Source organism: Sporosarcina cascadiensis (assembly GCF_009650995.1).
In the GTDB taxonomy this organism is placed as follows: Bacteria; Bacillota; Bacilli; order Bacillales_A; family Planococcaceae; genus Sporosarcina; species Sporosarcina cascadiensis.
Genome location: NZ_WHVV01000003.1, coordinates 248573 through 274590 on the forward strand (window position 1 = coordinate 248573; position 26018 = coordinate 274590).

The window sequence follows — 26018 nt, forward strand, 5'->3', positions numbered from 1 at the left end:
CACTTTGATTCCAGGAGAGATTAGACCTGCAAATAAAACAATCGAAATTAACGTAGGGCGGGCGGTACAATCTGTTCAAATTGCGAATACAGGAGATCGTCCGATTCAAGTAGGCTCACATTTTCATTTCATTGAGGTGAATAAGCATTTACAATTTGATCGGGAAAAAGCAGTGGGTATGCATTTGAATATTCCAGCTGGTACTGCAGTACGATTTGAACCAGGTGAGGAAAAGATAGTGGAATTAGTGGAGTTTGGCGGTAAGCAGCATGTCTTTGGCTTAAATGAACTGACAGAAGGTTCCACACATAAAAAAGAAGAAATAATTGAGAAAGCAAAAGTTGGTCGATTTAAAGGAGCAGATCCTAATGAAAATAACTCATGAACAGTATGGGAAAATGTTCGGTCCAACCGTTGGAGACCAGATTCGGCTGGCGGATACAGACTTATGGATTGAAATAGAGAAAGATTATACCACTTACGGCGATGAGGGCATTTTCGGCGGAGGAAAATCATTGCGTGTGTCGATGGGGCAAAATGGACAAAAAACGGCAGATGAAGGTGTATTGGATACGGTGATTACAAATGCCATGATCATTGATTACACAGGCATTGTAAAAGCTGATATCGGCATGAAAGATGGACGAATTGTAGGGATCGGAAAAGCTGGAAATCCAAACACGATGGATGGGGTAGACCAGGGAATGATCATTGGTGTGGGTACGGAAGTGTATGCAGGAGAAGGTTTAATTGCAACAGCCGGAGCAATCGATACGCATATTCATTTTATCAGTCCAGATCAAGTGGAAGTCGCATTAAATGCGGGAACTACAACATTTATTGGCGGGGGTACTGGCCCGGCGGCAGGATCAACCGCGACGACTGTAACCCCAGGGAGATGGCATTTACATCGTATGCTTCAAGCAATAGAAGACATCCCTATGAATATTGGGTTATTTGGAAAAGGCAGTGCATCATTTCCTGAACCATTAATTGAACAGATCCATGCGGGGGCAGTTGGTTTGAAGATTCACGAAGACTGGGGTGCTACTCCTTCAGCATTACACCAAAGTTTACTTGTCGCAGATGAGTACGATATTCAAATCGCACTTCATTCAGATACTTTGAATGAAGCTGGCTTTGTGGAAGAAACAATTGAAGCAATTGATGGACGGGTTATTCACGTATTCCATACAGAAGGAGCGGGCGGAGGACATGCCCCGGATCAATTAAAAATGGCGAGTTATCCCAATGTCTTACCTGCATCAACAAACCCAACAAAGCCTTTTACAACGAACACCATTGATGAACATTTAGATATGTTAATGGTGTGCCATCATCTGAAACATGATGTTGCGGAAGATGTAGCATTTGCGGATTCAAGAATTCGTCCTGAAACGATTGCTGCAGAAGATATTATGCAGGATTTAGGTGTGTTAAGTATTATGTCATCTGACTCACAAGCAATGGGGCGTGTTGGTGAAGTTGCCATGAGGACATGGCAAACTGCCCACAAAATGAAATTACAAAGGGGATCATTGCCGCAAGATGAAGGAAAAGATCATGATAATTTCCGTGTGAAGCGATATGTCGCTAAATACACTATTAACCCGGCTATCGCACAAGGGATTTCACATGAAGTCGGTTCGCTCGAAGAAGGAAAGTTAGCGGATATTATTTTATGGAAACCAGCATTTTTTGGCGTCAAAGCAGAAGTTGTCATTAAAGCGGGGATTGCCGTATATGCACAAACAGGAGATCCAAACGCTTCCATTCCAACTCCTCAGCCAATGAAGGGAAGAAGAACTTATGGATTTCATGGACAAGGTCCACAAAATGTAGCCATGACATTTTTACCGAAAATCGCAGTCGAAGAAGAACTTCCTGAAAAATTGGGATTAAAGCGAATGATTGGCACCGTCACTAATTGTCGGAATATATCGAAAGAAGATATGAAATTAAATAGTGAGATGCCAGAAATTGATGTGAATCCTGAAACGTATGAAGTGAAATTAGACGGAGAGCTTGCAATATGTGAACCGTTAAGTGAGTTGCCGATGGCGCAACGTTACTTCTTATTTTAATGATAACTACAATATTAAATGGATTAAGGGAGTGTTGGTTAGATGCTAGTGGAAAAAATTATAGGCAATATTTCCGGCAAAGAAGAAGAAACTCGAAAAACAATTGAATGGATCGAACTGGACTGGGAGCATTTAAGTAAACGAATTTTACGTGCAGAAACAACTGGCAACACGGATATCGCCTTGCGTATCGATCAAGAAGAACCATTGCAATATGGCGATATATTGTTTGAGGATGAAAACCGGATCATTGCCATTCGTACGAAAATGGAACCCGTTATTGTCATCAAACCAAAGGACATGACGGAGATGGGGAAGGCGGCATTTGAACTGGGTAACCGGCATACGCCTTCATTAATTGAAAAAAATGAGATTATTGTCCGGGCCGATCATACATTGATACCGTTATTAGAAGAAGTAGGTGTAGCTTTTGAAACAACAGAAAAGCGATTCAAACAACCGTTTAAATACCGCGGACATTCACATTAATTCAACCTTTCTCCATTTGATGCAGATTCATGACTCTGCATTTCCAATAGGGAACTATACTCACTCTTATGGTATGGAAACGTTTATACAAGAAAACCGTCTGCAAACAAAAGAAGAATTGCTGGAGTTTTGTAAAACTTTCCTCATGCACAATCTACTTTACGGAGATGTGATTCTAATTCAGGAAGCATATAGGGCAACCAATATTCGAGACTTGAATAAACTTCAGTCGCTGGATGAACTATGCGGAGCAATAAAACTAGCGAAAGAATCACGTGAAGCGAGTGTCAATGTCGGCAAGCAATTCATGCGTACCGTCTTACCACTGTGTGCCGATCCTTTTTTAACTAAATGGCATACCTGTGTTAAAAGTAGAAAAGCAAAAGGCCATTATGCCGTTGTGCTTGGAATATACTGTGCATTGAACGAGTTTGACATGGAAATGACTGTGATGATGTACATGTATTCCACAGTCAATGGATTGATCCAAAATGCAGTTCGGTCTGTGCCTTTTGGCCAAAATACAGGAGTGCAGTCACTGTATGAATTACTGGATTGGGTTACAGAGGCTGCGAAAATGGCGCAAAAATTAACAGTAGATGACGTTTCAAATAATGCGCTGAGCATTGAGCTTTCTTCTATGAAGCACGAATATTTACATTCACGATTATTTATTTCATAAAATAAGAGGAGGATTACTATGAAACCAGTACGTTTAGGAATTGGTGGTCCAGTTGGATCTGGTAAAACATCTTTGGTGGATCAACTGACACGAAAAATGCATGAAGATTATAAAGTGGCGGTTATAACCAATGATATCTATACGCGTGAAGATGCACAGTTTTTAATGCAAAATGGTGTATTGAATGAGGATCAAATTATCGGAGTGGAGACAGGCGGCTGCCCGCATACGGCCATCAGGGAAGATGCATCAATGAACTTTTCGGCAATTGATGAATTGAATGAACGTTTTGACGATTTGGATATCATCTTTGTGGAAAGTGGCGGGGATAATTTATCCGCGACGTTCAGTCCTGAATTAGTGGATGCCTACATCTATGTGATCGATGTGGCAGAAGGACAAGATATTCCACGCAAAGGCGGACCCGCATTGACGCGCTCTGATTTATTGCTTATTAATAAAACAGATTTGGCGCCGCATGTTGGTGTTGATCTTGACATTATGCACCATGATGTAGAAAAAATGCGTGAAGGCAGACCGTATATTTTCGCTGATGTCAGGACTCAGAAGAATGTCGATAAAATTGTGGAGTGGATCCAGAGCCACTTATTGCTTGAAGGCATGACGAAAAGTGGCAATTAATTCGCAAGGACGATACGTGCATCACGGCGTGTTGCAGATGGGATTCGAAATGAGGAGAGGTATAACGAAAATGCCTTTCGTCTTTCAACAGCCTCCTCTAAAAGCGAGCCGTGCTTTATACGATGGACCGAAAGATCGTGCCATTGTGTATATCATGGAATCCTCTGGAGGTATGGTGGCGGGCGATCGAAATGATATGACGATTTCTGTTGGCCATGAAGCGAAGGTGACGATGATTCAGCAATCTGCATTGAAGATTTATCCATCTCAAAACGATAAGCAGTGTGTGCAAGAGATTACAGTGGATATTGAGGATAATGCACGTTTGGAATGGATGCCGGAAGTCGTCATTCCTTTTAGTGATGCCCGTTTTAACATGTCGACAGCGATTGATATGCGCTCAACCTCTACGTTGATCTGGGGTGAAATTATTGCACCAGGACGCGAAAAAAGAGGGGAAATATTTGATTTTGAAAGTTTGCGTTCTACATTTTCCATTCGCATAGACGATCAATTGATTGCACAAGACTCTATTTCCATACAGCCGGCTGAAATGAATTTACAGGCACTTGGGATGTTAGAGAACGCGCAATACATTGGTTCTATTTGGGTGGTATCTCCGAACGCCCATAAGTTAGATGTACGTGGAATTCAGGAAAACTTGTTAAATAATTCGACTGTAAGAATTGCGATCACCCGTCTGGAGAGCAATGCCATCCACTGCCGTTTTTTAGGTGCTGAGCAGTGGGACATGCAAGAGGAGTTAAAAAGAGTATTTACAATGTTTTCCGAGCAGCTGTAAGTCGAGTTCGTATTTTGTGGAAAAGGAAATGAATAGTATGTGGAATAGTAAGTATCTTAGTATTTTATTCGCTGCACTGCTTGTGTTAAGTGCGTGCAGCAAAACATCTTCAGACACAGCGGCAGAAGTGGCAGACAGCGATCGGGATCGGTTAGTCTATGCTTCGGAATCAGAGTTTGCGGGTTTAAATCCATTACTCGAGGAAACAAACGTAGATGCCTTGCTTTTCAGAGGGTTACTGCGATTTGATGAAAACAATACACCGCAAAATGATATCGCACAGCAAGTAGAAGTTTCAGAGGATTTATTGACTTATACTTTTACGTTGAAAGAGGACGTCCATTTTCACGATGGAACAATTCTTTCTGCAGATGATGTAATCTTTACAATCGAAAGTATACTGGACGATCAAAATGCATCCTTTTTGAAGTCAGACTTTATAGCGGTTGATACCCTCACGAAAAATACGCAGAACCAAGTCGTGATTACATTAAAATATCCTTTCACACCGTTTTTGGATAAGATGACAGTTCCGATCTTACCGAAACATGCATTTAAGGGAGAAACGATGCGGAACTCTGAATTTAACCGATCCCCGATTGGAGCCGGCCCATATCAAATGGATGAATGGAACAGCGGAGATCATATCGTGCTGAAAGCCTTTCCAGAATTTTTCGGCACCGCGCCATCTATTGACCAAGTCGTATTTAAATTTATTGAAGATAGCACAATGCGTGCTTTGAAATTAAAAACAGGTGAAGTGGATGTTGCATTGCTTGATCCTTCGCAAGTGAAATCCGTTTCAGGAGAAGAATCCATTAAAATTTATGATATGGATTCTGCAGATTATCGAGGTATGCTCTTCAATATGAAACAGGAGCTATTCCAAGATGTGAATGTACGGAAAGCATTTAGTTATGCGACAGACCGGGATAGTATTTTAAAAGGAATTTTATTTGGATTCGGACAGATAGCCTATTCTCCTCTGCAAAAGAATAGTTTTAAAAGCTCTGACGCAGAACCGTATACATACGACGTGAAGAAAGCGAACAAGCTATTGGAGAAGGCAGGATGGAAGAAAGAATCCGATGGCTTCCGGTACAAAGGCAAGGAAAAACTTGCCTTTACGATCACCACTCCCATAACGGATAACGTGCGCGTGGATATGGCGAATTATTTATCCGAAAGCTTTAAAGAAGTAGGAGCGGATGTGAAAGTGGCTGCATTGGACTGGAGTGCCATTGTAATCGAGGAAACGGATGCATTTATGGTCGGGTGGGGAAGTCCGTATGACGCCGATCACCATACGTATGCTTTGTTTCATTCAGATGAAGCCAGTGTGAATAGTTCCGGCTATAACTATGGAAGTTATTCCAATGAAACTGTCGATTCGCTTTTAACAGAGGGAAGGAAAACAGTAGATGAAGAGAAACGTAAGGAAATATACGGACTACTTCAAGCCGAATTATCAGAAGATCCTCCTTTTATTTATATTGCCTACTTACATGCAGTATATGGGATGAATAAAGATATCAAAGGAGTAAAGGAACGAACGCTTGGCCACCATGGATCTGGATTCTTATGGAATGTAGAGGAGTGGGAGTGGAATGACAGGTAAGTGGATTGTAAAGCGAATGATGATGGGCATGATTGTGCTCATCATTGTAAGCTTTTTTTCTTTTTGGATGTTAGATCGAGCGCCTGGTAACTTGGCCGCAGCTTATTATGGCGGCAATGCCCAGACATTGAATGCATCAGAAATCGAAAGAATCAATGAAACGTTCGGATTAGACCGTTCGATAAAGGAAAGATATGGTGCATGGCTGTATGAGCTGGCCAATGGAAATATGGGATATTCATTGAAAGAGGGCAGACCCGTACTGGAAGTACTTGGAGAAAAGGTACCGAACACATTGGTGCTTGTACTGACTTCATTGATGTTAATTATTGCACTATCACTCCCGTTAGGATTGATTGCAGGATTAAATAAAGATTCCCTAATTTCTAAATTGGTATCTTATGCAGGTGTTCTCATGTCCTCTATCCCTGCATTTTGGCTGGGACTCGTGTTGATTTGGATATTTTCATTGCAACTCGGGTTATTGCCTTCGTCAGGTATCAAAAGGATAGGGGGCACGGGTTATGGAGATCGTTTTGTGCATTTAGTGATGCCTGTTACTGTGCTTGTGATTTCACATGTCGGCCTGTATGCGAGGTTTTTGCAAGAAAGTATCATTGCGGAAAGTGAAAAGTATTATGTGTTGGTCGCATTAGCAAATGGCGTGGGTCGCAAAATTATCAAAAGGGGCATGTTGAAAAATGCTCTGTCTCCCTATATAAGTTACTTTGCGACAACGATTCCTTCCTTTTTTGGCGGCACAGTCATCATTGAATCCTTATTTTCTTATGGAGGACTAGGCCAGCTGCTCGTCAATGCGGTAAGCAGCAAAGACTTTCCCTTGCTGATGGGAGGTGTTATGACAATGGGAATTTTCGTTGTTGTGACACTATTTATTGCGGATTGCATCCTATATGCCGTAAATCCCCGGCTCAGAAGAGAGGGAGCTAGGTGAGACCATATAAAACCAAACTGATATGTTGGATCTTCTTATTGGTAATTGTTCTGCTAACGCTTTTTTCCGCCTATATAACGCCTTATGAATCAAATACGATGAACATGGATGCAGTGTATGAAGCGCCGAGTCAAAGTCATTGGTTCGGGACGGATCATTTAGGAAGAGACGTTTTGACAAGACTGCTGGCGGGTGGAAAGGTCACGCTGATTGTAGCTGCATTATCAACGATTCTTTCTCTCTTTCTTGGCTTGATCTATGGCGGGATTAGCGGATATTTTGGTGGAAGAATAGATTCTCTTTTGATGCGTTTGCTGGAAGTTTTTTTAACGATACCTTCCTTATTAATCATTTTAGTATTTCAGGCGTTCATGCAGGGAAGTGTTTGGAGTATTTTACTCATCATTGGTTTGACGAGTTGGTATACGACGGCACGTATTGTCCGAACGGAGTTTTTAAAACTTAGCCAACTGGAATTTGTCCAAGTGGCAAAAATGATTGGGACGCCGGTTTGGAAAATTCTTGTGAGTCACTTATTGCGTAACAGTATGGAAGCCGTTTTTGTGGTCACCTTATTTAATTTTGCAGGCGCAATATTCATAGAAGTATCTCTAAGTTTTCTTGGGATCGGAGTTTCGCCAGCAGTGCCTTCATGGGGAAATATGCTCTTCCATGCGCAAAGCGATTTCATTACAGGTGCTTGGTGGGTTGGAATATTTCCGGGACTGCTGATTATGTTCACAGTTCTTTCAATAAATATCATTGGAAGTTCTACTTTTAGAACAAAGAGAGGTTGAATGAGGTGCTGCAAATAAAAGATCTGTCTATTCAGGTGGATGACCAAGTAATTGTGAGACATTCGAGCTTTGTGATTAAACAGGGGAAGATTACGGCGATGATCGGGGAGAGCGGCAGCGGAAAAAGCCTTACCCTCTTGGCAATTCTCGGAATCCTTCCTAAAGAAGTGGACGTATCTGGAAATATTTTATTTAAAGATAAAAGTTTGTTTGAAATGTCGGCTAAAGAAATTCAATCTTTTCGCAAGGACGAAGTTTTTGTCATATTTCAGGATGCCTTCAACAGTTTCAATCCTTCGATGCGAATAGGAAAACAATTATTCACTTTGGCTGAAAGAGGCCGCGATTCTGGATATTTAGCATTTTTGGAGAACATGTCTTTGATATTCAAACGTTTGGATTTATCGAATGAAGTATTTCAGAAGTATCCATTTGAACTTTCGGGCGGGATGTTGCAGCGCTGCATGATTGCCTGTGCGATTTATAGTAAACCCTCATTAATTATTGCTGATGAACCTACTTCTGGTTTGGATGTTCAAAGTCAAACAGCTTTAATAGAAATATTACTAGATATGAATCGTGAATATGAAACTACGATTTTCTTGGTTACTCATGATATTGATGTAGTGAAAGAGATTGCAGATGAAGTGCTCGTGATGTTTCAAGGATCAGTTGTGGAGAGCGGCCTACTCGAGACTATCGTTAGCCACTCTGTACATCCTTACACAAAACGTTTGCTAACAAGCAGTTTTCGAATGGTGGAATGAAGAATGACGAGTATTGAAATATGTAATGTAACAAAATCCTACACTGCTGGAAAGATAGAGAAAATTGTTTTAGATAATTGTAATATGGTCATCCAGAGTGGGGAGATTACGGGTTTGATTGGGCGCAGCGGCAGCGGAAAAAGTACATTGTCTCGATTACTCATGAGATTGGAAAAACCGGCTAGCGGAATGATAAAATTCGATCAAACGCCAATTTCACAACTGGATAAAAAGCAATATTACAATGAAATCCACATCGTTTTTCAAAATGCAACAGCCTCGCTGAATCCATCCTGGACCATTCGTAAAGTATTTGAAGAAGTTCTGATCATGAAAAAGGAAAAGTGGGGAAGCCATCATCTTGCAATGCTAAAAAAGATGAACTTGTCATCAAATATTTTAGATGTGTATCCATCACAATTAAGTGGTGGAGAAAAGCAAAGAATCAATTTACTTCGTGCGTTATTTATGAATCCTTCTGTCTTGATTTGTGATGAAATTGTCTCGAATCTAGATCGTATTAACCAAAAGGAATTAATTTCTTTGTTACTCGAAATCCAAAAGAATACTAAAATGACTATATTATTTATTTCTCATGATATAGATATTGTAAAAGCAATATGTTCTTCGATTTTTGAGCTCGATGAAGGAAAGTTGAAGAGATTGATTTAATGTAGTCTGTTGGAAGTATGAGATTGAAGAAATCATAACTGTCATCCCTCAGAAATCAATCAGTTGATTACATACCTAGCGGGGTATATAATGAGTGTAATAGCCAATGAAAAGGGGGTTTTATGTATGACTGTAACAGCAATGGTTTATGTTTCATCGACTTGCCCGTACTGTACGATGATGACGAATTATTTAGATGAAATACACGTCCCTTATGAAACGATCAACATCTCAACGGATCCTGCAGCAGGTCAGCGTCTTGTTGAAACGACAGGTCAGATGGGTGTTCCACAGACAAAGATAGACGGCAAATGGATTGTAGGCTTTGATCCGGCGAGTGTTCACGCTGCTTTAGAGGCATGAAAAATATCAAACAACTTTTCACGTGCAGAACGTGCAGAATCGAAACGGCGGAAGAGATGGAAAAGAAGCTATTTCCGCAGTTTTGCATTGGTCATGCCGCATTTGCTGTGATGGGTCTGGTACTCGTCATCTTGGAATGGACTCATTAATTTAGGAGGCTGTAAGAATGGGATGGATTTTCATTGCACTCATCGCCGCATTTCTCGTCTGGCGGATGAAACCGGCAAAAGGCGTACAAACCATGTCGGCTGATGAGCTAAAAGATCGATTAAAAGATCAAACAATCCAGTTTATTGATGTGCGGACGCCGACGGAATTTAAGGGACGCCATATTAAGGAATTCCGAAATATTCCTTTGAATCTTCTTCCCGGCAAACTTGCTGAGTTGAATAAAGAACAGGAAGTAATTGTCATCTGTCAGAGCGGCATGCGCAGCTCTCAGGCAGCAGGAAAGCTGAAGAAGGCAGGATTCACCAGCGTGACGAACGTCCGAGGCGGGATGAGCGCGTGGCAGAGGTAAGTTAAGGAAGTGTTTCGGGTATGTTTGCCCGAGACGCTTTTTTTATAGTGTAAACTGCATGGGATAGGGTACTGGAAAGGTAACAGTTGTTACTGTTCAACAGCTAATATGATACCGGTAACGATTATTCCGAAAAATACATAAGGTATGATACACTACTAGAAAGGTAAAAGGAGGCGACTTTCCATGATTCATATTGGGCTGACAGGATGGGGAGACCACCCGAGCCTGTATAATGAAAAGACTGCGGCGAATAAAAAACTGGTGGATTACAGCAGGCATTTTCCGATTGTCGAGCTGGATTCCACATTTTACGCCATCCAGTCTGAGAAAATGATGAAGAAGTGGACAGAAGAGACACCGGCTGATTTTCAATTCATTGTGAAAGCTTATCAAGGCATCACGGGACATCAGCGGGGCAAGCTGCCGTATCAGTCTGAAGAAGAAATGTTTTCGCTGTTTAAACTGTCGATGACGTCTTTTGCAGAAGCGGGAAAGCTGGCGATGGTGCTGGTGCAGTTTCCGCCTTGGTTTGACTGCCAGAAAGAAAATGTGGATCGGATCCGCTATGTCCATGAACAGCTGCAGCCCTTACCGATTGCGGTGGAGTTCCGTCATCAGTCATGGTATACGCCAGCATACCGACAGAAGACATTGGACTTTTTACAGAGTCTGAATATTATCCATGTGGTATGTGATGAACCGCAAGTCGGTGACGGCAGTGTGCCGCTCGTGCCGGTTGCGACAGACTCCAAAGTACTGCTTCGTCTTCATGGCCGCAATGACAGCGGATGGGTCAACACACAAAGGGACAGCAAGGCCTGGCGCAAGGTTCGTTATTTATATGATTATAGTGAAAAAGAGCTGCAGGGGATGAGCGAAATCGTCAGCAGGCTAGAACAGCAGGCGGAAGAAGTATTTGTCATTTTCAATAATAACTCCGGACAGCATGCAGCAAAGAACGCCAAGCAATTTGCGGAACTTTTCAACATAGAATGCGGACAGCCGCTCACCAAGCAGATGGACTTGTTTGAGGAGGATCTATAATTAATGGAATATGTATTACTCGCAATCATTGGATTGGCGTCAGGTGTAATCGGTTCGATCGCGGGGCTCGGCGGAGGCACCATTTTAGTGCCTGTTACCTTGTTTATCGGGCTAAATCTAGGCATGATCCCGGATATCACACCGCAGAGCGTAGTCGGTCTGTCAGTCATCATGATGATTGCAAATGGACTTGGCTCGACAGTTTCTTATATGAAAGTAAAAACGATTGATTACCGCAGTGCGTTTCTATTTTTCGGTGCAAGTATTCCAGGTATCATATTCGGCGCCTATATTAATAAAGGACTTGATATTAAATCCTTTAATCTCTATTTTGGAATTCTGCTGATCGTACTTTCCATTTTATTATTGACGAGAAAGTATCTGAAACCGATCCAATGGTTTGTGGAACACGGCAAAAAGATTAACTTCACTGATCCGCAGGGAGAAACGCATATTTACGGCTACCCGATCTGGTTTGCGGTTCTGCTGTCTCTGTTCATTGGCTTTACGTCAGGATTATTCGGTATCGGAGGCGGCACAATGGTCGTGCCTGCGATGATTCTGCTGTTCCTGTTTCCGCCGCACGTGGCGGTGGCTACCTCTATGCTGATGGTTTTCCTGTCGTCTCTCGTCAACTCGGTATCACATATTTCACTCGGGCACGTCCCATGGCTTTACACCATTCCAGTAGTTCCCGGCGCCTACTTCGGCGGAATGCTAGGGGCGTATTTGAACGGCAAAATGAAATCAGATACATTGGTTTTGGTCATACGCATCATTTTACTCGTCTTTGGATTACGTTCCATTTATGAGGGGATCTGGGGTTGACATACATGGAAGAATCAGTTGCTACCATTCATATTTACCACACTAACGACATACATAGCCATTTTGAAAACTGGCCGCAGATTAAACGTTTTTTGCAGCAGCGGAAAGAGCAGGCTGCGCATGCAGGAGAAGCCTGTTTCATCTTTGATGTCGGCGACCATGTGGACCGCTCGCACCCTTTCACGGAAGGAACCGAAGGCAAGGGCAATGTGGAACTATTGAATGAAGCAGGATATGACGCGGTAACTATCGGCAATAACGAAGGGATTACGATGTCGAAGGAAGCGCTGAATACATTGTACGAAGATGCTTTATTCGATGTTCTGGTGTGTAATTTAAGAGAACTGAACGGTGAACTGCCATATTGGGCCAAGTCCTCTAAAGTTCTGGAAACATCAGACGGCGTGAGAATCGGAATTGTCGGAGCGACTGCGCCTTACTTTGCTTTTTATCGCCAGCTTGGCTGGGAAGTTATAGAGCCGCGTGAACAGCTGCAGCAGATTGCCCGTCAACTGAAAAAAGAGTCGGATGTAGTGGTCTGCCTGTCTCATTTAGGCATCAATGAAGATCGATTGCTTGCGGAAGAATGTCCGGAATTTGATATCATTTTAGGTGCCCACACTCACCATCTGCTGCCAAATGGAGAATGGTCGGATGACACACTGATCGGAGCAGCGGAGAAGTTCGGGCATTATGTGGGCCATATCCTTGTAAATGTGGACCGCATAACAAATCAAGTAGTTTCTATGGAAGCAGAAGTCTTTCCGACAAATACCATGGAACAGACAGCAGAAGATGTAGAGCAAGTAAATGCCTATCTGGCTGCAGGAGAGGATGCGCTGCACGTTCCGGTATTTTATAATCCGTCTCCCTTAACACAAAAACTGACAGGCGACAGTCCGCTTTCCTCGTTTTTCGGCCGTGCGTTAGTCGCTTATACAGGAGCAGATTGTGCTCTTTTCAACGCAGGGATATTTATGGGGAGTCTGAATGAAGGATGGGTGACGAAGGGCGATCTGCATCGTTTACTGCCGCATCCGATCAATCCTTGCATCGTAACGCTTGACGGCTCTGAGCTGCTAGAACTTTATGAACAGTCACTGGATCCGAAGTGGACGGAAATGAAGATTAAAGGGTTAGGATTTCGCGGCACATTTATGGGTGCAGTCCTTCATGAGCATCTGTTCCTCAACTCTGAAGAGCAGCTGTTTGCCGGCAATCGGGCGGTGGAAGCAGGAAAAAGCTACAGCCTCGCAACGCTTGATATGTTCACATTCGGCTTTTTCTTTCCTTCATTAAAAGAAGCGCCAAAGCAATATATCATGCCTGAAATGCTCCGAGATGTTATCGGCTGGTATGGAAAGAAGTATTTTAATGAATAATAGTTATGCACGCCTCCTGACTCGCATAAAGTGAAGCAGGAGGCGTCTTCATGCGGTTTTATACAAATCAAAAAAAAACGAGAAAAACGCGGCATGCGACAAATTGGCTGCGGTTTATCATTCCGACGATCATCGTGGCAGTCGCCTTGTTTTTTTATACAGTCAATAAACAATTGACCCCGATTTATACTAATTACGCAGAAATCCAAACGCAAAAAATTGCCAGCCATGTCATCAGCCAAGCAATTCAAGCGCGTTCTTCAAGTGTGTATGATATCAATGAAATCATTGAAAATGTGCCGGATGAAACCAGAGACACAGTGACAACGAAGTTCAATGCGGAAATTATTCAGCAAGTCATGGCGGAAATGCATCAGTTGGTAGAAGATCACTTGGAACGTGCAGAAGGCGGAGATTTAGATATGCTGCCTCCGCTTGGCGACTTGGAATATAATCCTGAAATGATGCAAAAAGAGCAGGGCATCGTGTTCTTTGTGCCGCTCGGTCAAGCGACTAATATTCCGTTGATCGGTAATCTCGGTCCGAAAATCCCCATTCGTTTTCACGTTGTGGGAGAGGTGCATGCGACAGTGGAAAACAATATAGTGGAATTCGGCATCAATAATGCTTATGTGGAATTAAACTTGGTGCTCCAAGTGAATGTACAGATCATCGTTCCGCTCGCGACGAGCAAAAGTGTTGTGGAACAGAAAATGCCTGTGGCCATCGGTTTAATCAGAGGCAAGGTACCGCAAATTTATTCGAAGGGGGATCAGATGCCGGCACAGGTTGAAGTGCCTTTGGAGGATTACGAATAAATGGGTATTGTGAACACTGTCGATTCTTGCTACACTGAGAATAGAAGAATATCGAGACTTACGTAGAGGCTGCATTGTTTATAAGTATCTTGCGAGAGAGTGACATCCATGACCGCAAGTGAAAGGAGACAGTGCCGAAGTTTGGGAAGGGTCAACTTCTCAGATTGGGGTCATTTCAAAAAGGAATGACACTGTCATACAGCGAAATGTATGGAGAGCTACAATAGCCAGATGATCCGCATCGACACTCAGTATATAATGAATGATCCGCAGATTAATTTAGCCGACTCCTACACGTTTGTATAACTTGGCGGAGCCGGTTTTTTGCTCTTTAATCCTTTTGTATGGTCGATATGATCTGGCAATTAGAAGAGGAGGAATTGATATGATTGGAACGTGGGTATCCATTTTGCCTCCTGTTATCGCTATCGTCATGGTATTGATTACGAGGAGGGTATTATTGTCGCTGGGGGCGGGAATTGTTACAGCGGCCTTGCTCATCGCGTCATTTTCTCCCGTGGAGACATTGAAAAATGTCTGGACGGCAATGACGATTTCATTTTGGGATGGCGGACTAAATACGTATAACATATTTATTATGCTATTTTTATTATTGCTTGGTGTCATCACAGCGTTTGTCAGCCTGTCCGGCGGCAGCGCAGCATTTGCAAGATGGGCGGTGACACGCATCCGGACGAAACGCGGAGCGAAATTGCTGACGATGATTCTCGGAATCGCTATTTTTGTGGATGATTATTTTAATGCACTGGCAGTTGGTCAGATTGCGAGACCGATTACGGATCAGCATAAAATATCACGTGCGAAACTCGCTTATTTTATTGATTCGACATCTGCTCCGATTTGTGTAGTCTCGCCGATTTCCAGCTGGGGCGCATTCCTGATCGGGCAATTGGCACTTATACTGGGGACAACAGCTGCAGTCAGCTATTCACCTCTGACCGCCTTCATTATGATGGCGCCGATGAATTTTTATGTGATTGCGACGCTCTCCATGGTTTTATTCTTCGCATGGACGAACTATGACTTTTTTGAAATGAAAAAGCATGAGGATCGTGCTTCCAACGAAGGTTTGCTTTACGATCCAGATAAAGAGATTCCCGGTCAGCTTAAGGAAGAGTTTCCCGAGCATACACATGGAAAAGTACGTGATCTGGTAGCCCCGATCGTGACGCTGATTGTTGTCACACTCGGTATGATGATCTACACGGGCTATAAAGAAGCGGGCATTTTCGATATATGGGCAATCTTCGAGAATACAGATGTTCCGAAATCATTAGTGGTTGGTGGTATCACGGCAACAGTTCTGGCGATGGTCTTATATATGGTGCAAATGAAAGTGAATAATACGGCTAGTTATTCTTGGATGGGCCGTGCGTTCATCAGCGGGCTGAAAGCAATGATGCCTGCGATTCTGATCTTGATTTTTGCTTGGGGTTTAACAGAATTGATCGCTACACTTGATACAGGTCTGTTTCTGTCTACTATGGTGGAGCAATTGAATATTCCGGTAGCCTTCTTGCCTGTATTGATATTTATTCTGGCAGGATTAATGGCATTTTCTACAGGAACTTCATGGGGATCATTCGGAATTCTATTACCGATTGCAGGAACTATCATGGTCAATGCAGCTCCTGAATTGCTATTGCCTGCATTAGCGGCAGTGCTTGCAGGAGCAGTGTTTGGTGATCACTGTTCACCGATTTCAGATACGACCATTCTGTCGTCTACAGGGGCAGGATGTAATCATATGGACCACGTAGCTACCCAGTTGCCTTATGCACTAGTGGCGGCAGGTGTCTCTGCTTTAGGATATTTCGTCCTTGGATTGACAGGTTCAGTTTGGATTGGTTTAGCAGCAGTTGTTATTATTTTAATAGTATTATTTACGTATTGGACGGCCAAAGGCAGACAGCGGCAGGCACGCACAGCGTAAACTCACATTAGACTAAGAGTGCCGGTACTATGGTTCTCTTAGTCTAAAAAAATGTTTTGACATGTTGAAAAGTACTGTTTATACTAAATATACAGAACTTGAATTGTCAGAAAAAAGTGAATGGTGCTAAGTTTTGTGAAATAATATTTTTGAAGGGAGAGAGCAGTATGGAAAATCGTTCGCAGTGGGGAACGAGAGCTGGTTTTATTTTGGCGGCGGTCGGTTCTGCGGTCGGGCTTGGAAACATTTGGCGCTTTCCGTATGTCGCATATGAGAATGGCGGCGGAGCATTCTTTATTCCGTATCTATTCGCATTGCTGACAGCAGGTATTCCGATTTTGATCATGGAATTCACAATCGGACATAAGTACCGTGGATCCGCACCGCTTTCCTTTTTCCGTTTAGGCGGTAAAAAGACGGAATTTCTGGGCTGGTGGGGAATATTTGTTTCATTTGTTATTTCCACCTACTATGCGGTCATCATTGCATGGGCAATGAAGTATACAATTTACTCTTTTAATTTGCAGTGGGGGAAAGATCCTGAAGGTTTCTTCTTTGGAGATGTCCTGAAATTAGCGGATAATCCGGGGGATGTCGGAGGGCTGGTAGGAGGAGTTGCATTACCGCTTCTGCTTGTCTGGGCAATTTGTTTCGTTATTTTGCTGGGCGGTGTCAAGAAAGGGATCGAGCTGGCGAATCGGATATTTATTCCTGTCCTTTTTATACTTTTCATATTCGTCGTCATCCGTGCGATCACACTTGACGGAGCAATGGTTGGATTGGATGCATTCTTTAAACCGGACTTGGAGCAGCTGACGAATCCTCGTGTGTGGGTAGCTGCATACGGGCACATCTTCTTCAGTTTATCCATTGCCTTTGCGATCATGATTACGTACGCCAGTTATTTGCCGAAGAAATCGGATATCACAAATAACGCGTTTATTACTGGCTTTGCCAACTCATCTGTTGAATTGCTCGCAGGTATTGGAGTGTTCGCGGTTCTTGGGTTCATGGCAACTCAACAAGGCGTGGATGTCAGTGAAGTCGCAGCAGCTGGAGTCGGTCTTGCCTTCGTTGTGTTCCCGGAAATTATCAATCAGATGCCCGGGATGAATGGGATATTCGGCGCATTCTTCTTCCTGTCGCTGCTCCTTGCAGGTATTACCTCACTCATATCGATCTGTGAGACGTATATTGCGGGATTATCGGATAAATTCAATATTTCAAGACGCCGTTCCGTTACGATCGGTGTTGGACTTTCTGCAGCAATTTCTATGCTGTACGCGACAAATGGCGGTCTGTATTTCCTTGATGCAGCAGATTACTTTATCAACCAATTCGGTATTGCTGTAATCGGTCTGGTGGAAGTAATCCTGCTGGCATGGGTATTCAGAAAGCTTGGCGTATTCGAACAGCATGCCAATGCAGTTTCAGATATCCGTCTTGGCTGGTGGTGGAAATTGTCATTGACAGTCATTACACCGCTTTTACTGGGGACCATGATGTTCTTCTTGATCAAAGATAATATCGCTGAAAACTATGAAGGGTACCCGACTTCTTTCTTATGGACGATTGGCTGGCCGGTTGCCATTGGCGCGTTTGTCATGTCCATCGTATTCACTGCATTCAAGTGGAAAGACAATACACGGGTATCATCAGATTATGACGAAGATAAAGGAGGGCTTTAAATGGATAACGGAATGAGCGGCTCCGCTATACTCATGATGCTGGTTGGTGTCACGATCATCTGGGGTGGTCTGTTTTTAAGCATCTTCTATGCGACTGTTTTGTCAAAGTTCAGAAAGAAATACAAAACTGAACAATGACCGCAGGGCGTCTGCAGCGTATTTCGCTGTAGACGTTTTTTTAATAAATCACCATATTATTGTTCGTTGCAGCGGCGAACTTAATTGAAGGTTTTCAGAATTTATGTTACATTGGCTTGAGTAGAATCTATCAACAGAATGGAGTAGGTAGCATTGTCGTGTAGACCTGAAACCGGAAGAAAGACAGAGCATATTAAGAAGCCCGATTGGCTGAAGATTAAGCTGAACACCAATGAGAACTATACAGGTTTAAAGAAATTGATGCGTGAGAAAAATTTACATACAGTGTGTGAAGAGGCGCGCTGCCCGAATATCCATGAATGCTGGGGGGAACGCCGTACTGCAACCTTTATGATTTTAGGTGCTGTATGTACAAGAGCCTGCCGCTTCTGTGCCGTCAAAACAGGCTTGCCGAATGAACTGGACACTGCAGAACCGGAACGCGTAGCAGAATCCGTTGAACTAATGAACTTAAAGCACGTTGTGGTGACAGCGGTTGCAAGGGATGATCTGAAAGACGGCGGCTCGGGTATTTTTGCGGAAACAATCCGCGCAATACGCCGCAGCAATCCTTTTACTACCATTGAAGTACTGCCGTCCGACATGGGCGGAGACCGTGATAATCTGCAGCGTCTAATGGATGCAAAGCCCGATATTCTAAATCATAATATCGAGACAGTCCGCCGATTGACTCCAAGAATCCGTGCACGTGCAACATACAACCGTTCATTGGAATTATTATCACGTGCAAAAGAGATGTACCCGGAGATTCCGACTAAATCTTCCTTAATGGTGGGCCTTGGGGAAACTGTGGAGGAAATAATCGAAACGATGGATGACCTTCGTGCACATGACGTCGATATCATGACAATCGGCCAATACTTGCAGCCAACAAAAAAACACGCAAAAGTGGTAAAATATTATTCACCGGATGAATTCGGTGAATTACGTAAGATTGCAATGGAAAAAGGGTTCTCGCATTGTGAGGCCGGGCCTCTGGTTCGCTCCAGCTATCATGCTGATGAGCAGGTCAATGCTGCCGCTAAGGAAAAGCAGCGCAAAGGCGACGAGCGACTTGAACTGGAACAGCAAGCGAGCAGCTAATATGGAAGTGAAGCTTACTATGGTTATTTTAGAGAATATGCAATATGAAATAGCGGAAGAGTTTCGTGAAGGGTTTGATGAGGAAGCACTGAATGAACGGTTTAGTGAAGTACTCTTGAAGTATGATTATATTCTGGGTGATTGGGGTTATGGACAGCTGCGGTTAAAGGGATTTTTCGAAGACCGCAATGCCAAGTCTACCTACGAAACGAAAATCAGCACAGTACAGGATTATATTTATGAATACTGTAACTTCGGATGTGCCTATTTCATTTTGAAGAAAATCGGTAAAGTTAAACCTGAGACGCAAGAAAAAACGGAAAAAGAACAAGATTAAAATGAAAGCTTCGGGCTAAAAATGCCTGGAGCTTTTATTTGTTCAGGCAAAAATATGATAAGATAGAGGAAGTTAAACAATAGGGAGGAAGAGGCGTTATGTATTTCGTCGATCAGAAACAAATTAGTAAAACACTTGCATATATGGAGCAGCTGCTTCGTATTTTTGAAAAAGAAAGCGGCTGGCAGCAAAATGAATTAAACAAGCTTGCTCTTGAACGTATTGCACACGGTTTAATCGAAGGGATCATTGATGTCGGAAATTCAATGATTGATGGTTTCATCATGAGAGACCCCGGCAGTTATGAGGATATAATTGATATTCTGGAAGATGAAAAAGTGATTACACCCGAGCAGGCGCGTCCATTGCGTGCGTTTATTTCACTTCGTCCGATGATTGTCCGGCAGTTTACTGAAGTGAAAACATGTGAAGTGGAACAAGCAATCCGCGAGACGTCAGAAGAGTTAAGGCAGTTTCCGAAACAAGTCCGTGATTACCTGGAAAATGAATTAGGACCTGTTTCTGCGTTTCTGCCGACGGAGTAATGGGTATGGCAAACTATAAGGCGTATTGTCTGGATTTAGACGGCACAATGTATCGCGGAAGAGAACCTATTACAGAGGCAGTGGATTTCGTCAACGGATGTCAGGCCTCAAATGCAGAGACATACTTCATAACGAATAATGCAGCGCTGACACGTGCTGCTCAGCTGAAAAAACTGGCAGGTTTCGGTGTACGGACGGATGTCGATCATATTATGAATTCTGCCATAGCACTCGCAAGGTACTGTAAACAAAACTATGCAGGCGCGAGTGTAATGATGATTGGGGAAGAAGGCCTGGAAGAGGCCTTAGACGCAGAGGGAATTACGATTACCAATCAAAATCCCGATGTTGTGATGATGGGGCTGGATCGTCAAATTACGTACAGCAAGCTGTCGGAAGCCTGCCTTGCGATTCGCAACGGCGCAAAGTTTCTCGGGACCAATGAAGATAAGAGATTCCCTACAGAACGCGGACTGGTTCCGGGCAACGGCTCCTTCCTTCAACTGATGGAAGCCGCAACGGGAACGAAGCCGGTTGTGGTCGGGAAGCCGGCTCCTCATATGCTGGAGTTCATTCAACAGCATGGCAATTATGCGAAAGAGGAAATGGTACTGATCGGCGATAATTACGATACTGATATATTGGCAGGCATCCGCTACGGCATTGATACTGCTTATGTCGCTACCGGTGTGACTCCTGCTGAAGAAGTGCTGATCAAAGAGGTTTTGCCGACTTATGTGCTTCCTTCATTGGCTGATTGGCCAAAAAAATAAGCATAGCGTCTAAGGCTATGCTGCTTTTTATAATTAAAAAAGTGGATTCTCTTCGATGAATTGATAGATTGCTGCTGTCAGTTCATCAGGCGTCTCCGCTTCAACTAGTTCACCGTTGACGATCGCATATAGTGTATCCGCGCATTTAGTGCAGTAGCTCAAACATCCGTACTCAAGTACATCAATGTTCGGGTCTCTTTCTAATGTCTCAAATACTGGATAGGAACCATTCGCCAAATTACTGATACAGAATTCCACGATGGGATTCATCTTTCTCACCTCGCCTACTAGGAATGGTACTCTTTTTTTAGTTTACCGTCAATGAACATGGCATATTGTGAAAAGAATCACATACTGCTATAATAGCAAATGAGGTTTGAGCGGAAATATAGACATAGAAGGAGAACATTATGAGGAAATTACTATTACTAGGTGCCGGCTATGGCAATATGCGCATATTGCTTCGCCTGCTGAATAAAGACTTGCCGGACGACATGGAAATCACACTTGTGGACCGGACACCGTTTCATAGTCTGAAAACAGAATTTTACGCACTGGCTGCCGGGACGGTTCCTGATTCAGATATTCGAGTGGCGATTCCGAATCATGAGCAGTTACAAGTGATTGAAGGCGAGATTCAGGAAATAAAGCCGGAGCAGAATGAAGTCGTTCTGAAAGACGGACAGGTATTGACATACGATGATCTGGTCATCGGTCTGGGAAATGTGGACAATTATCATGATGTGCCCGGTGCTGCAGAACATACACTAAGCATTCAGACAATCGGCAAGTCCAGAACTACCTACCAGACTCTTCTCGGACTGAGCGGAGGGGCAACAGTAGGGATAGTAGGGGCCGGTTTAAGTGGTATTGAGCTGGCGAGTGAGCTGCGTGAAAGCCGGCCGGATCTGAATATTAAACTGTTTGACCGCAGTCCGCGGATTTTGCGTGACTTCCCGGAGCGTTTAAGTAATTACGTGAAAGGCTGGTTTGACGAGAATAATGTAGAAGTGGTTGCCAATTCAAACATAACAAAAGTCGGTGAGAGCACTCTTCATAATCACGAAGAAACAATTGAAGTAGATGCTGTCGTATGGACGGCGGGGATCAAGCCGAGTCAGGTTATTGAGGAAATGGACATACAAAAAGATCGTTCAGGACGAGTCGTGCTGAATCAATACCACCAAATTCCAAATTACCCGAATGTCTATGCAGTAGGGGATATTGCGGCGCTTACGCATGCGCCAAGTGCGCAGCTGGCAGAAGTCCAGGCTGAGCAAATCATTCAAGTGCTGCGTCTGATCTGGAAAGACGAGCCATTGATGGAGAAAATGCCTGAACTGAAACTAAAAGGATTCATGGGTTCATTAGGAAAGAAACAAGGGTTTGCGTATCTGGCAGACCGCACAGTAACCGGGCGAATTGCAAGGCTGATGAAATCGGGTTTACTGTGGATGTATAAATGGCATAATGGGTAAAAATGGAAACCTCCGCGATCATCTGCGGTGGTTTTTCTTTAGCTGCCTTTTACAGTTAGCAAAAAAGCAGCCATCCAAATGCTGGATGACTGCGGAATAAAAGATGTTTTACGATGAAACAGGCAAAGATGTTCTCAATTATTACTTTTCATTATCAACCTATCCTGCATGGTAACCATGTGTTTCCATCGCGTTGAAAACTGGTTTTAACTGGATGTGACCTTCACCGATCATCTCGTTTTCAATCATGACAAGCGGATAAAAGTACTCATCTTCACGGATTTTTTCAATGATTTCAATTTGGCGGGAATCTGCGGTCTCCTGCTCGATATCGATATAAGTAATCGAAAAAGGCTGGCCGGGATACTTTCTGGAAACCGCCGCTTCAAGCCACTCGTACGTATCTTTTGAAGAAGGTGCATTGACACAGCTCGCACAAATAATTTCTGCTCCATAGACCTCAATTGTTACTGGTTTTTGTGACATATTGATCAAACCTCCGAATCATTATTGGATTTTTTCTGCTAGGCAGTTTATAATAAGTATAAGGAAAGGAGAGTGTGATTACAATGACAACAGATACTCAATTATACGAACCGGTAAAAGAAGTTTTAGATAAATTACGTCCATTCTTATTGCGAGACGGAGGAGACTGCGAACTGGTCGATATTGACGAGGGAATCGTCAAGCTTCGTTTGCTGGGAGCCTGCGGTACTTGCCCAAGTTCTACCATCACGTTAAAAGCTGGTATTGAACGCGCGTTATTGGAAGAAGTACCGGGTGTAGTGGAAGTTGAACAAGTCTTTTAATTTTCATAATGAAAGAAGCGGTGCAAAGAGAATGTTTCTTTGCACCGCTTTTATCCATTTTCAGGCTGATGTTCTGCTTCTGCCTCCCGTATTTCCTGCCAGCGATCTTTTGCGAGCTGGATGATAGTAGGCTCGGTAGATCTTTTTTGAGCTTCGATGACTCGCGAAAAATTACGGATGGCTTCTTCCCGGTCATTAATGCGCCAAGAAAGCTCTGCGATCATATACTGAACACGTGTTTCAGACATCTGCGTTCCCACGTAGTCACCTTCAGAAAAAGCCTGTATGTATAGATTCCTGGATGTTTCCAGATAGCGCATTTCTTCCGCCTCTTCTTCTGCTTCTCTATAAATCCAGGCAATCCTCAACATCATTCCCGCCATGGTCAAGTGTTTCTCTTTTTTGAAGCTGGCGCTCAAATAAGTCAGTTTATAAGCTTCGATTGCTTCATCCTTTGTTCGTTGGCCGCCGAATGAACGGCTGTGCCATCTGGATGTAATGTTCTGTGCAATCAATTCCTTTGTTCCGGGAGCAAAATAAGGAGAGAAATCCTCCGTAAAAGCAAAACCGCAATTCGGACAAACCGATGCATTATAGAAAAGGGGATTTATATCCTTGTTTACATATATAGGTCTAAAATCAGTATCGTGCTTGGATACCCTTACTTGACGCGAACGGATTCTTGTAGTTGGAAAATGCTCTTTGCATAGCATGCACTGCATTTTCTTTTCATAAAAAGGGCTAATTTCCATGATACTCATTCCTTTCATTTATAAGTCTTATTATACAGCAAAATAGACCTAACGGGCGGAGTATTTGTTTGCATTCCAATGAAAAACATTGATATGATAGAACAAAACGTGGAAAGTGAGTGAATTAGATGACCAATCCAGTAGAAATTACAGAAGCAGCAACATTTCACGTAAAAAAAATGATGGAACATAACGAAGAAGAAGGATCTTATCTGCGCGTTTCCGTCAATGGCGGCGGATGCAGCGGATTAACATACGGGCTCGGTTTTGCTCAAGAGCAAGAAGATGATGATATTACTTATACACAGCACGGAATCCCTGTCTTGGTAAAAAAAGAAGACGCGGCAATTCTGGAAGGCACAAAAGTAGATTACAAAGAATCCCTCATGGGCGGCGGCTTCACCATCGATAATCCGAATGCTATCGCGAATTGCGGATGCGGCACTTCATTCCGTACGGCACAAAAAGCCGGAGCGCCTGCAGATTGCGAGTAATGTGACGTTCAGACTGAAACAAATCTTCGAATTACGCCATGTTTTTGGTAGTCATAATTGATTATTTGCACAATTAGAATACGGTTGAAAAGCTTGTCGAAAAGGGCTACTATTAGTAGGTAAAGCTAGTTCAAATCAGATCTAAATGCCGGCACATTGTGTAAAACTATGTATTGATCGATTTTACACGTACTCGGCATTTAATAAACTTAAAGGTGGTTTCGATTTACGTGAAAAGACCGACAATCTTAGTATTGGGTGCAGGTTACGGTGGTTTGATGACCGTTGTGAATTTGCAAAAATCATTAGGTACGGATGAGGCGGATATTATTCTCATCAATAAAAATGACTATCATTACGAGTCCACATGGCTGCATGAAGCAGCGGCCGGCACATTAAGCCCTGAAGATGTGCGCTATGATATTTCAAGCGTAATCAACAGCAATAAAACGAAATTCATTAAAGCGGAAGTTACAGGAATCGATGTAGCCAATAAAAACGTTACGACTAATATCGGATCGCATACATATGACTACCTGGTGATAGCGCTTGGTTTTGAAGGTGAAACATTCGGTATTCCCGGGTTGGATAAATATGCACTTTCCATCGCAAACGTCAAAGCGGCACGTCAGATCCGCGACCATATGGAATATCAGTTTGCTACTTGGTCTCTTGAAGAAGAAAAGGATGACAGCCGTCTGACGATCGTAGTCGGCGGAGCAGGTTTCACAGGCATTGAATATCTGGGGGAACTGGGCAACCGCGTTCCGGAACTTTGTAAAGAATATGATGTGCCAGCTGAAAAAGTACGCATTCTGTGCGTAGAGGCAGCACCAATGGTATTGCCAGGATTTGATCCTGAATTAGTTGAATATGCAGTTCGTCAACTAGGCGCAAAAGGCATTGAATTCTCCATTGGAACTCCAGTCGTAGAAGCAACACCTGAAGGCGTCAAGATCAAAAAAGGCGAAGATGAATTCGAATTCATAAAAGCAGGCACGGTCGTGTGGGCTGCCGGTGTTCGAGGCAACCGTTTGATTGAAGAGTCCGGCATTGAAAATATGCGTGCACGTGTAAAAGTGGATAAAGACTTGCGTGCTCCCGGTTTTGAAGATGTGTTCGTTATCGGTGACTGTGCGCTCATGATCAATGAAGCAATCAACCGCCCATATCCTCCAACTGCACAAATTGCGATGCAGCAAGGTGATATGTGTGCAAATAATATCATTGCACTGATTCAAAATAAACAAACAGCTGAATTTGTACCGGATCTAAAAGGAAGCGTCTGCTCCCTGGGTGATTCTGATGCAATCGGTGTTGTTTTCGATAAGAAATTGACAGGCGCAAAAGCGTCCTTCATGAAAAAAATGATCGACAACCGTGCGCTCTACATGGTAGGCGGAGTAGGCCTGACAATTAAAAAAGGGAAATTCGACTTCCTGTAAGCAACAGAAAAAGCATGCACATTTGTGTGTGCTTT

The 26018-nt window shown here is 43.2% G+C and carries 32 protein-coding genes and 1 riboswitch; of the genes, 29 read left to right on the top strand and 3 right to left on the bottom strand.

Translation table 11 applies throughout. The features are described 5' to 3' along the window. The first annotated feature begins 4 nt into the window (after positions 1-4). From ureB to GDZ68_RS05245, 25 genes are all read left to right on the top strand, one after another. A complete protein-coding gene (gene ureB / locus GDZ68_RS05125) occupies positions 5-385 on the top strand; it encodes an urease subunit beta (protein ID WP_153721184.1) in 381 nt (126 codons plus the stop codon). Next, the gene (ureC, locus tag GDZ68_RS05130; RefSeq protein WP_153721185.1) at positions 369-2084 is read left to right on the top strand and encodes an urease subunit alpha; all 1716 of its coding nucleotides are present in this window, start codon (positions 369-371) and stop codon (positions 2082-2084) included. Before ureB ends, ureC begins: the two co-directional genes overlap by 17 nt. A gap of 42 nt (positions 2085-2126) precedes the next feature. After that, a complete protein-coding gene (locus GDZ68_RS05135; protein ID WP_153721186.1) occupies positions 2127-2573 on the top strand; it encodes an urease accessory protein UreE in 447 nt (148 codons plus the stop codon). Next, positions 2515-3255 carry an urease accessory protein UreF gene (locus tag GDZ68_RS05140; RefSeq protein WP_228551014.1) on the top strand — a complete coding sequence of 247 codons (741 nt, stop codon included), beginning with the start codon at positions 2515-2517 and terminating at the stop codon, positions 3253-3255. Before GDZ68_RS05135 ends, GDZ68_RS05140 begins: the two co-directional genes overlap by 59 nt. Positions 3256-3273: 18 nt before the next feature. Then, on the top strand, positions 3274-3897 hold the full coding sequence (ureG, locus tag GDZ68_RS05145; protein WP_153721187.1) for an urease accessory protein UreG: 624 nt from the start codon (positions 3274-3276) through the stop codon (positions 3895-3897). Positions 3898-3946: 49 nt separating this feature from the next. Further along, positions 3947-4699, top strand: coding sequence for an urease accessory protein UreD (locus GDZ68_RS05150; RefSeq protein WP_228551015.1), 753 nt, complete (start codon positions 3947-3949; stop codon positions 4697-4699). Between the two features lie 37 nt (positions 4700-4736). Continuing rightward, the gene (locus tag GDZ68_RS05155; protein ID WP_153721188.1) at positions 4737-6317 is read left to right on the top strand and encodes an ABC transporter substrate-binding protein; all 1581 of its coding nucleotides are present in this window, start codon (positions 4737-4739) and stop codon (positions 6315-6317) included. Then, positions 6307-7272: an ABC transporter permease gene (locus tag GDZ68_RS05160; protein ID WP_153721189.1), complete on the top strand. Its 966-nt coding sequence runs from the start codon at positions 6307-6309 to the stop codon at positions 7270-7272. The genes GDZ68_RS05155 and GDZ68_RS05160 overlap by 11 nt, the downstream gene beginning before the upstream one ends. A gap of 173 nt (positions 7273-7445) precedes the next feature. After that, the gene (locus GDZ68_RS05165) at positions 7446-8069 is read left to right on the top strand and encodes an ABC transporter permease (protein WP_228551016.1); all 624 of its coding nucleotides are present in this window, start codon (positions 7446-7448) and stop codon (positions 8067-8069) included. A gap of 5 nt (positions 8070-8074) precedes the next feature. Next, positions 8075-8836: an ATP-binding cassette domain-containing protein gene (locus tag GDZ68_RS05170; protein ID WP_153721190.1), complete on the top strand. Its 762-nt coding sequence runs from the start codon at positions 8075-8077 to the stop codon at positions 8834-8836. A 3-nt stretch (positions 8837-8839) separates the two neighbouring features. Continuing rightward, positions 8840-9508 (top strand): ABC transporter ATP-binding protein, encoded by a 669-nt coding sequence (locus GDZ68_RS05175; protein ID WP_153721191.1) that lies wholly within the window; start codon positions 8840-8842, stop codon positions 9506-9508. Between the two features lie 126 nt (positions 9509-9634). Then, on the top strand, positions 9635-9871 hold the full coding sequence (locus tag GDZ68_RS05180) for a glutaredoxin family protein (RefSeq protein ID WP_153721192.1): 237 nt from the start codon (positions 9635-9637) through the stop codon (positions 9869-9871). Beyond that, positions 9868-10020 (top strand): hypothetical protein, encoded by a 153-nt coding sequence (locus GDZ68_RS05185; protein ID WP_153721193.1) that lies wholly within the window; start codon positions 9868-9870, stop codon positions 10018-10020. Before GDZ68_RS05180 ends, GDZ68_RS05185 begins: the two co-directional genes overlap by 4 nt. Positions 10021-10037: 17 nt before the next feature. Next, positions 10038-10391 carry a rhodanese-like domain-containing protein gene (locus tag GDZ68_RS05190; protein WP_153721194.1) on the top strand — a complete coding sequence of 118 codons (354 nt, stop codon included), beginning with the start codon at positions 10038-10040 and terminating at the stop codon, positions 10389-10391. Between the two features lie 186 nt (positions 10392-10577). Then, a complete protein-coding gene (locus GDZ68_RS05195) occupies positions 10578-11438 on the top strand; it encodes a DUF72 domain-containing protein (RefSeq protein WP_153721195.1) in 861 nt (286 codons plus the stop codon). A gap of 3 nt (positions 11439-11441) precedes the next feature. Continuing rightward, entirely contained in the window at positions 11442-12266 is an 825-nt protein-coding gene (locus GDZ68_RS05200) for a sulfite exporter TauE/SafE family protein (protein WP_153721196.1), read from the top strand. A 5-nt stretch (positions 12267-12271) separates the two neighbouring features. Then, complete coding sequence (locus tag GDZ68_RS05205; RefSeq protein WP_194841068.1) at positions 12272-13648, top strand: bifunctional metallophosphatase/5'-nucleotidase; 1377 nt, start codon at positions 12272-12274, stop codon at positions 13646-13648. 50 nt (positions 13649-13698) lie between these two features. Next, positions 13699-14466, top strand: coding sequence for a sporulation protein YunB (gene yunB / locus GDZ68_RS05210; RefSeq protein ID WP_153721198.1), 768 nt, complete (start codon positions 13699-13701; stop codon positions 14464-14466). 55 nt (positions 14467-14521) lie between these two features. Then, positions 14522-14695, top strand: a riboswitch (Lysine riboswitch). Between the two features lie 156 nt (positions 14696-14851). Beyond that, positions 14852-16420 carry a Na+/H+ antiporter NhaC family protein gene (locus tag GDZ68_RS05215; RefSeq protein WP_153721199.1) on the top strand — a complete coding sequence of 523 codons (1569 nt, stop codon included), beginning with the start codon at positions 14852-14854 and terminating at the stop codon, positions 16418-16420. A 167-nt stretch (positions 16421-16587) separates the two neighbouring features. Continuing rightward, positions 16588-18108 carry a sodium-dependent transporter gene (locus GDZ68_RS05220; RefSeq protein WP_153721200.1) on the top strand — a complete coding sequence of 507 codons (1521 nt, stop codon included), beginning with the start codon at positions 16588-16590 and terminating at the stop codon, positions 18106-18108. Next, positions 18109-18246 carry a MetS family NSS transporter small subunit gene (locus tag GDZ68_RS05225; protein WP_228551017.1) on the top strand — a complete coding sequence of 46 codons (138 nt, stop codon included), beginning with the start codon at positions 18109-18111 and terminating at the stop codon, positions 18244-18246. 153 nt (positions 18247-18399) lie between these two features. Next, complete coding sequence (lipA, locus tag GDZ68_RS05230) at positions 18400-19350, top strand: lipoyl synthase (RefSeq protein WP_194841063.1); 951 nt, start codon at positions 18400-18402, stop codon at positions 19348-19350. A gap of 19 nt (positions 19351-19369) precedes the next feature. Further along, entirely contained in the window at positions 19370-19687 is a 318-nt protein-coding gene (locus tag GDZ68_RS05235) for a YutD family protein (protein ID WP_153721257.1), read from the top strand. A 98-nt stretch (positions 19688-19785) separates the two neighbouring features. Continuing rightward, a complete protein-coding gene (locus GDZ68_RS05240) occupies positions 19786-20232 on the top strand; it encodes a DUF86 domain-containing protein (RefSeq protein ID WP_153721201.1) in 447 nt (148 codons plus the stop codon). 5 nt (positions 20233-20237) lie between these two features. Continuing rightward, positions 20238-21005 (top strand): TIGR01457 family HAD-type hydrolase, encoded by a 768-nt coding sequence (locus GDZ68_RS05245; RefSeq protein WP_330583158.1) that lies wholly within the window; start codon positions 20238-20240, stop codon positions 21003-21005. A gap of 33 nt (positions 21006-21038) precedes the next feature. Here GDZ68_RS05245 and GDZ68_RS05250 read toward each other — a convergent pair whose 3' ends face one another. Further along, positions 21039-21275 carry a YuzB family protein gene (locus tag GDZ68_RS05250; RefSeq protein ID WP_153721203.1) on the bottom strand — a complete coding sequence of 79 codons (237 nt, stop codon included), beginning with the start codon at positions 21273-21275 and terminating at the stop codon, positions 21039-21041. A 140-nt stretch (positions 21276-21415) separates the two neighbouring features. Here GDZ68_RS05250 and GDZ68_RS05255 point away from each other — a divergent pair, with 140 nt between their 5' ends. Beyond that, positions 21416-22483 (top strand): NAD(P)/FAD-dependent oxidoreductase, encoded by a 1068-nt coding sequence (locus GDZ68_RS05255; RefSeq protein ID WP_153721204.1) that lies wholly within the window; start codon positions 21416-21418, stop codon positions 22481-22483. A gap of 159 nt (positions 22484-22642) precedes the next feature. Here GDZ68_RS05255 and GDZ68_RS05260 read toward each other — a convergent pair whose 3' ends face one another. After that, a complete protein-coding gene (locus GDZ68_RS05260; protein ID WP_153721205.1) occupies positions 22643-22969 on the bottom strand; it encodes a YuzD family protein in 327 nt (108 codons plus the stop codon). 83 nt (positions 22970-23052) lie between these two features. Between GDZ68_RS05260 and GDZ68_RS05265 the strand changes: the two genes are divergently transcribed. Beyond that, positions 23053-23292: a NifU family protein gene (locus GDZ68_RS05265; RefSeq protein WP_009498020.1), complete on the top strand. Its 240-nt coding sequence runs from the start codon at positions 23053-23055 to the stop codon at positions 23290-23292. 50 nt (positions 23293-23342) lie between these two features. Here the strand turns inward: GDZ68_RS05265 and GDZ68_RS05270 are convergent, their stop codons facing one another. Then, complete coding sequence (locus tag GDZ68_RS05270; protein WP_228551018.1) at positions 23343-24044, bottom strand: DUF2225 domain-containing protein; 702 nt, start codon at positions 24042-24044, stop codon at positions 23343-23345. Positions 24045-24172: 128 nt separating this feature from the next. Between GDZ68_RS05270 and GDZ68_RS05275 the strand changes: the two genes are divergently transcribed. Both GDZ68_RS05275 and GDZ68_RS05280 read left to right on the top strand, forming a co-directional pair. After that, positions 24173-24538 (top strand): HesB/IscA family protein, encoded by a 366-nt coding sequence (locus GDZ68_RS05275; protein WP_153721207.1) that lies wholly within the window; start codon positions 24173-24175, stop codon positions 24536-24538. A 230-nt stretch (positions 24539-24768) separates the two neighbouring features. Further along, positions 24769-25983, top strand: a complete 1215-nt coding sequence (locus tag GDZ68_RS05280; protein ID WP_153721208.1) for an NAD(P)/FAD-dependent oxidoreductase — start codon at positions 24769-24771, stop codon at positions 25981-25983. Positions 25984-26018: the final 35 nt, after the last annotated feature.